The organism is Roseateles sp. (assembly GCF_031397715.1).
GTDB lineage: Bacteria > Pseudomonadota > Gammaproteobacteria > Burkholderiales > Burkholderiaceae_C > Paucibacter_A.
In genome coordinates this window covers 1-5870 of the sequence record NZ_JANNMI010000339.1, presented here as the reverse complement: position 1 = coordinate 5870, position 5870 = coordinate 1, and the positions used below count along the sequence as shown (strand labels likewise).

The window sequence follows — 5870 nt, the reverse complement described above, 5'->3', positions numbered from 1 at the left end:
GCATCAGCGTCGCCAAAGCGCTGGCTCAAGGTTTGGGTAGCAAGGTCAAGCATGCGCTGGAAACCACGCTTGAGCTGAGTCAAAAACACGCCGACGCGCATATCGCGCTGGGGGCCTTTCATGCCGAGGTCATCGACAAGGTGGGCAAGCTCCTGGGGCGCACCCAAGGGGCCGACAGCGCTACCGGGCTCAAGATGTTCGAGCAGGCCTTGAAGCTGAACCCCGGCAGCGCCATCGCCATGATCGAGCGCGCCAACGGCCTAGTGATGCTGGAAGGCGACAAGCGGATGAAGGAAGCCGAGGCGCTGTACGCGCAAGCCGCGGCCTGCGAAGCCATGGACGCGATGGAGTTGCTGGACGTTGAAATGGCCCGCGAAGAGCTGGAAGACTGAAGGTCCAAGCGCCAGACTTCAGCCAAGGCAAAGCGTGCTTTTTCTCACGCTGGGCGCGGGAAATAGGCAACTTACCCCCCGCAATCGCGCGTGGTCAAAGCAAGCCTCGGCGTTTAAGCTGTGCACCCTGAGCCGCTGAATTCAAACGGAGCAAACGCTCTTCACATTCAGCTGCAAGCGCAATTTTTCACCGAGGTTTGAACACATGAAACGCACTCTGTTGGCCCTGATCCTGACTCCCCTGGCTGCCATAGCGATGGCACAGTCGCCTGAAGCGACCGCGCTGCGGGTTGAATGCGCCGCCAAGATGGCGCCCATCACGGAAGCGAAAACCGCTGCGGCCAGCGAATATCAATTCGTCTACAGCAAGGGCGAGTACCGCGGTGAAAAGCAAAACGGCAAGCTGACCGGTTGCACCGACGCGCAGTACAGCGGCTACTTGGCCAGCGTTGACCCGACCCGCGTGATGTCGGCCTACCCGACCGCCGCCGGTCGCCCCAACATCAAGCCGAACTTGAAGCCAAACCTGGCCGATCAAGCCGTCAAGGCCAAGTAAGTCGGACCTCAGTCGGCCCAGGGCAGCATCATCGTCAGCAGCAGGAGTTTGTTGAACTCCGGCTCAAAGCGATCGATGATGCCTTCTGGGTCAGGGCACAACGTGCTGTCGGTGATCAAGCCGAACTGCACCCGGCCCGCATAGGTCAAGATGCTGACGCCGACGCCGATATCGCCCGACTGCGGCACCCAGAACATCAGCCGCTCGACCTGTGAGCCCAGCATCTGCAGCGGCTCGGTCGGGCCCGGCACATTGGTCATCACGGCCGTCGCCTTCTTGGCGAACAAATTCAGCATCAAAGTCTGTACCGGCTTGATCAATAAGCCCGCCACCGCCAACAGGCCGAAGGCCAGCACCGGCTGGAAACTCCCCTTCAACTCGTTCATGCGCACTTTGACCGCATACAGGCGCTCAACCGGGTTCACGATGCCGATCGGCAACACCAGCGGCACCAGCCCGAAGCGATTGCCCAGCTGGTAGCTATTGGCCAGCGGCCGCAAATTCACCGGCACCATCGCCCGGATTTCCTTGCCCGCCACGTCCTCGCCCTTGCTCTGCAGGTAACTGCCTATTGCACCGGCAACGCAGCTGAGCAAGACATCATTGATCGAGGCGCCCAAGCCCTTGCCGACCGCCTTGACGGCATCCAGCGGCAGATCATTGCTCCAGGCAACGCGCTTGCGCTTGCCCGGCTTGCCCTTTAGCTGCGTGTGGGAGTCATCCGGCATGAAAGCAAAAGCGGCGATGTCGTTGACGGCCTGATAGCCGATGCGCGCCATATCGACCGACGCGTCGAGCGGGTGATGGGGATGGCTCCAAGCCTCGACCGACTTGGCCACGCCCGAGCCGGCCGCGCCGATGGCCTTGATCGCCAGGTCGGCGATCGGTCGCAGCAGGCTGTCGGTCAACCAGTCGCGGTCATCGCGCGGCTGCTGCTCGCGCCTCGGCGGCGTGCGGCCGCCATCGGTGATGGACATCATCACCGCGGTCAAGGCGATGCCGTCACCGATGCAGTGATGAATGCGCATGATCAAGCCGCTGCTGGCGGCGTCGTCATCATCACCGTCGCCCAGATCTTCAATCAGATGGAACTGCCACAGCGGGTGAGCCGGGTCCAGCGGCTCCATCGCCAGCTCAGCCACCCGCTCTTTCAAGGCCTCTTGGCCGCGCTGCCCGGCCTTGCCGCGCACCGGCAGCAGCAATTCAGCCACCACATGGCGGTCAATGTCGAAGTCCTGATCGTCGACCCACTGGGCACCCAGCGCGTCCTCGACGACGCGTTGATGAAAGCGGGTGTACTGCAGCAGCCGCGCCTGCACCCGCTCCTTCAAGGCCTCCAAAGTGATGGCCGGGCGGATGTACCAAACGCCCACAATCATCATCAAATTGGACTCGGTGTCCATGCGTAACCAGGCGGTATCCACCTTGGACATGCGTTCAATCGCTTGCGACAAAACTGTCTCCTAGAATTTGCTATGTGCTGCCTACACAATGCTGGTTAACATCACGGCTGTCTATCCCGATTGTTACCACTATTCAAGGAGAACTCATGAGCCTTCAGGACCAATTCGACGCCGCCGTGGCCGGCTCCAAGCAGTTGCCGGAGCGCCCGGACAATATGACCTTGCTCAAGCTCTATGCCTTGTTCAAGCAAGGCAGCAGCGGCGATGTGGACGGTTCGCGCCCCGGCTTCACCGACATGGTCGGCCGTGCCAAGTGGGACGCCTGGAACGAGTTGAAGGGCCAGAGCCAGGACGAAGCCAAGCAAAGCTATATCGATCTGATCGAGTCGCTGAAGTAATTCGCAACTTCAGCGCAGCCGTGCCGAGCCAAAGCCGAGCCTTCAAGCTCGGCTTTATTTTTTGGCCTTGGGCTTTTTTGCCGGCTCGGCGTTCAGCAAGCTATCGAGCTCCTTCTGAATCTCGCCCTCGATCGTGCCCCTGAAGGCGCCCAGCAGGAAGCCCAGCTTGGCGCTCAACTCAAAGTGCTTGGCCGCCACGATCAGCTGGCCCTTGACGCCCGAACGACTGAACTCCACGGTGTCGCTGGTCTTGCCCTCCAGCACCGTGCATGCCATATCGAACTTGCTCTCGACCTGCTCGGCCCAGGCCCAGGCGATCTCGCGTGCGCGCTTCAAGCCCAGCTCATGATCGCGGTGAATCAAAATATCGGCCATGTCTTCAATCTCCAGTGATTATTTTTTCAGCAGTTCGGTGCGGCGACTGTGCTTGGGCAAAGCGGCCAACCGTTTAACCTCGGCATAAAAGCGCGGCCAATCATGGCCCTGACGTGCCAGCAAGGCGTCAAAAGCCGGCGTCAGATCGGAATAGGCAGACAGTAGCGCAAAACTGGCATTGTTGGCGCGCGCAAACCAGCCGTCATAGGCCGCGTCGCCACCCCATTCCTCGGCCTTCAAGCGCGCGTAGTCAAGGCGCAAGTCCTGCAGCAAGGTCGCCTTGGCCGCGCGCTTGGCCTCATCGGTCAAGCCCTTGCCATACAGCTCGGCCAAACGCTGCCGGTACGCGCCGGTCAAGGCGCGGAACTGCTCGCGCTGCTGCAGGCGCAAGCCATAGGCGGCGCGCTCGGCCGGGCTGGCTTGCGCCTGCAACCAGGCCTCGGCGCCGCGGCGCTCGACCAGGGTGGCAAAAGACTCATTGAACTGGGTGTCATCGGCGGCATAGGCGACCTGGTGCGCCAGCTCATGAAACAACATGCCGGCCAGCTCACCGGCCGGGTATTTGATGAAGGTATTGAGCAGCGGGTCGCCACCGAAAAAATTGCTCCAGCCCAAGGTTGAGTAGGCCGGCACGCCGTAAACCAGCACCTCCAGGCCTTCGCCCCGCAGCTGTTCGGCATAGGCATCGGCGTCTGCGCGCTTGAAGTAACCCCGATAGCCGACGCAGCCCATCACCGGGAAGCACCAGGTCTTCAGCGTCAGATCGAGCTCGCCGGTGGCGACCACATTCCAGACCGCCGCCGGCCGGCCCAGCTCGGCATAACGGCGGTAGCTGTCGTTGTCCGGCAGCTTCAGCGCCTCGATCGAGTAGCTGCGCAGGCGCTGGCTCAAGAGCAAGCGCTCGCGCAGGTCGGCGGCCAGCTCGGGCTGAGCCAAGAGCTTGTCGACCGGCTGCGCCGCCGCCATCAGGCTCAGATGGCCGCCGACCGACTGGCCCAGATAGGCGGTCTGCGTGCAGGCACTCAGCAGCGGAAGCGCGGCAAACACGGCGAACGCGGCGAACGCAGCAAACAACCTCACCCCGCCGCCGCCCCGCCCCAGACCTCAATCTCGACCAGGCAGTCATAAAAACTCGGTGCATTGCCCATATCGGTCAGGCGCTGATGGGTGACTTCGTTGACATTGCTGCCCGCCACACCAAGCTTGCGCCACCACACACCCAGGCCGTTGACGACGCCGGGTCGGGCACGCGGGCTGATGCGGGCGCGGCAGGGGTAGCTGCCGCGGTCATTGAAGATGCGCACCATGGCGCCGTCGACCAGGCCGCGGGCGGCGGCGTCCGCCGCGTGGATCTCGACCAGCGGTTCGCCCTCGATATCGCGCAAGCTCTTCACATTGACGAAGCTGGAGTTGAGGAAGTTGCGCGCCGGCGGCGAGATCATCGCCAGCGGGAAGCGCGCCGCCAGCTCAGGGCTGGAGGCTGCGCTCTCGTAATTCGCTACATGATCGGCATCGCCGCATTGCGCCCGGCCGTTGGCGGTCAGAAAGCCGCCATGGGCGAACGGCGCCTCGGCCACGGGCAGGCGCTGCCAGCCCTGGGCCCGCAAGGCATCAAAGTCGACGTCGGCGCTGAAGGCCTGGCGCGCCAGCTGCTCGTCGGTATCGGCAAAGCAGGCGTCGCTGAAACCCATCGCCGCGGCCAGCTCGCGAAAAATCTGCGTGTTCGGCTTGGCCTCGCCCAGTGCTGCTACCGCCCGTTCGTTGATCAGGATGTCGGTGTGGCCGTAGCTGGTGTGCACATCCAAGTGCTCCATCTGGGTGGTGGCAGGCAACACATAATCGGCCGCGTCGGCGGTGTCGGTCATGAAATGCTCCAGCACCACAGTGAACAGATCGGCGCGCTGGAAGCCGCGCACGACCTTGGGTGACTCCGGCGCCACCGCGACCGGATTACTGTTGTAGACGATCAGCGCCTCAATCCGCGGGCCGAACTCGGGGCTGGCCGGGCGCAGCAGGTCGTCGCCGATCGTGCTCATATTGATGGTGCGGCTAGGCCGGCCGGCGCGCAGCTCGGGGCGCTCCAAGTCGCCGCGCTTAAAGGGCGAGAACCAGCCCGAGCTGGACAGCAGCAGGCCGCCGGCGCGGTGCCGCCAAGCGCCGGTCAGGCAGGGCAGCAAAGCGATCAGGCGCACCGCATTACCGCCGCCGCGCACCCGCTGCATGCCGTAGTTCAGGCGGATCGCCGCCGGCGCGCTCTGCGCGTAGTCACGCGCCAGGCCGCGCACCTCGGCGGCCGTGATGCCGCAGACCTCGGCAGCGCGTTCAGGCGGCCACTGCAGCGCGCGTGTACGCAGCGCGGGCCAGCCATGCACGTGCTGCGCCAGGTAGTCGTGGTCGAGCCAGTCGTGGGCGATCAGCTCGTGCATCAGCGCCAGCGCCAATGCTCCGTCGGTGCCGGGCAGCACGGCGATGTGCTGGTGGCACTTCTCGGCCGTCTCGGTCTTGCGCGGGTCGATGCAGATGAGCTTGGCACCCGCGCGCTTGGCCTGCTGCGCAAAGGTCCAGAAGTGCACGCTGCTGGTGATCGGGTTGCCACCCCAGATGAGGATCAGCTGGCTGTGCACGAACTGCTCGACGTGCATGCCCACCTTGGCGCCGTAGGTGGCAATCAGCGCGTCGCCACCGGCCTGGCTGCAGATGGTGCGGTCGAGCAGGCTCGCGCCGAGCTTGTGGAAAAAGCGCGCCG

The 5870-nt window shown here is 63.7% G+C and carries 6 protein-coding genes and 1 pseudogene; 3 read left to right on the top strand and 4 right to left on the bottom strand.

Annotated elements, in window-relative coordinates:
* Both RMO57_RS14875 and RMO57_RS14870 read left to right on the top strand, forming a co-directional pair.
* Positions 1 to 392 (top strand): annotated as a pseudogene (locus RMO57_RS14875) (hypothetical protein); the annotation flags it as partial.
* A 205-nt stretch (positions 393 to 597) separates the two neighbouring features.
* Entirely contained in the window at positions 598 to 948 is a 351-nt protein-coding gene (locus tag RMO57_RS14870) for a hypothetical protein (RefSeq protein WP_310387908.1), read from the top strand.
* Between the two features lie 8 nt (positions 949 to 956).
* Here the strand turns inward: RMO57_RS14870 and RMO57_RS14865 are convergent, their stop codons facing one another.
* Positions 957 to 2381, bottom strand: coding sequence for a wax ester/triacylglycerol synthase family O-acyltransferase (locus RMO57_RS14865; protein WP_414896436.1), 1425 nt, complete (start codon positions 2379 to 2381; stop codon positions 957 to 959).
* A gap of 116 nt (positions 2382 to 2497) precedes the next feature.
* Between RMO57_RS14865 and RMO57_RS14860 the strand changes: the two genes are divergently transcribed.
* Positions 2498 to 2749 (top strand): acyl-CoA-binding protein, encoded by a 252-nt coding sequence (locus RMO57_RS14860; protein WP_310387906.1) that lies wholly within the window; start codon positions 2498 to 2500, stop codon positions 2747 to 2749.
* Between the two features lie 54 nt (positions 2750 to 2803).
* On the opposite strand, the gene RMO57_RS14855 is transcribed toward RMO57_RS14860, so the two are convergent.
* From RMO57_RS14855 to RMO57_RS14845, 3 genes are all read right to left on the bottom strand, one after another.
* Positions 2804 to 3124 (bottom strand): polyhydroxyalkanoic acid system family protein, encoded by a 321-nt coding sequence (locus RMO57_RS14855; RefSeq protein WP_310387904.1) that lies wholly within the window; start codon positions 3122 to 3124, stop codon positions 2804 to 2806.
* A gap of 18 nt (positions 3125 to 3142) precedes the next feature.
* Positions 3143 to 4171: an aminopeptidase gene (locus RMO57_RS14850; RefSeq protein WP_310387902.1), complete on the bottom strand. Its 1029-nt coding sequence runs from the start codon at positions 4169 to 4171 to the stop codon at positions 3143 to 3145.
* A gap of 29 nt (positions 4172 to 4200) precedes the next feature.
* A partial coding sequence (locus RMO57_RS14845; protein ID WP_310387901.1) for a molybdopterin-dependent oxidoreductase occupies positions 4201 to 5870 on the bottom strand: 1670 nt, incomplete at its 5' end.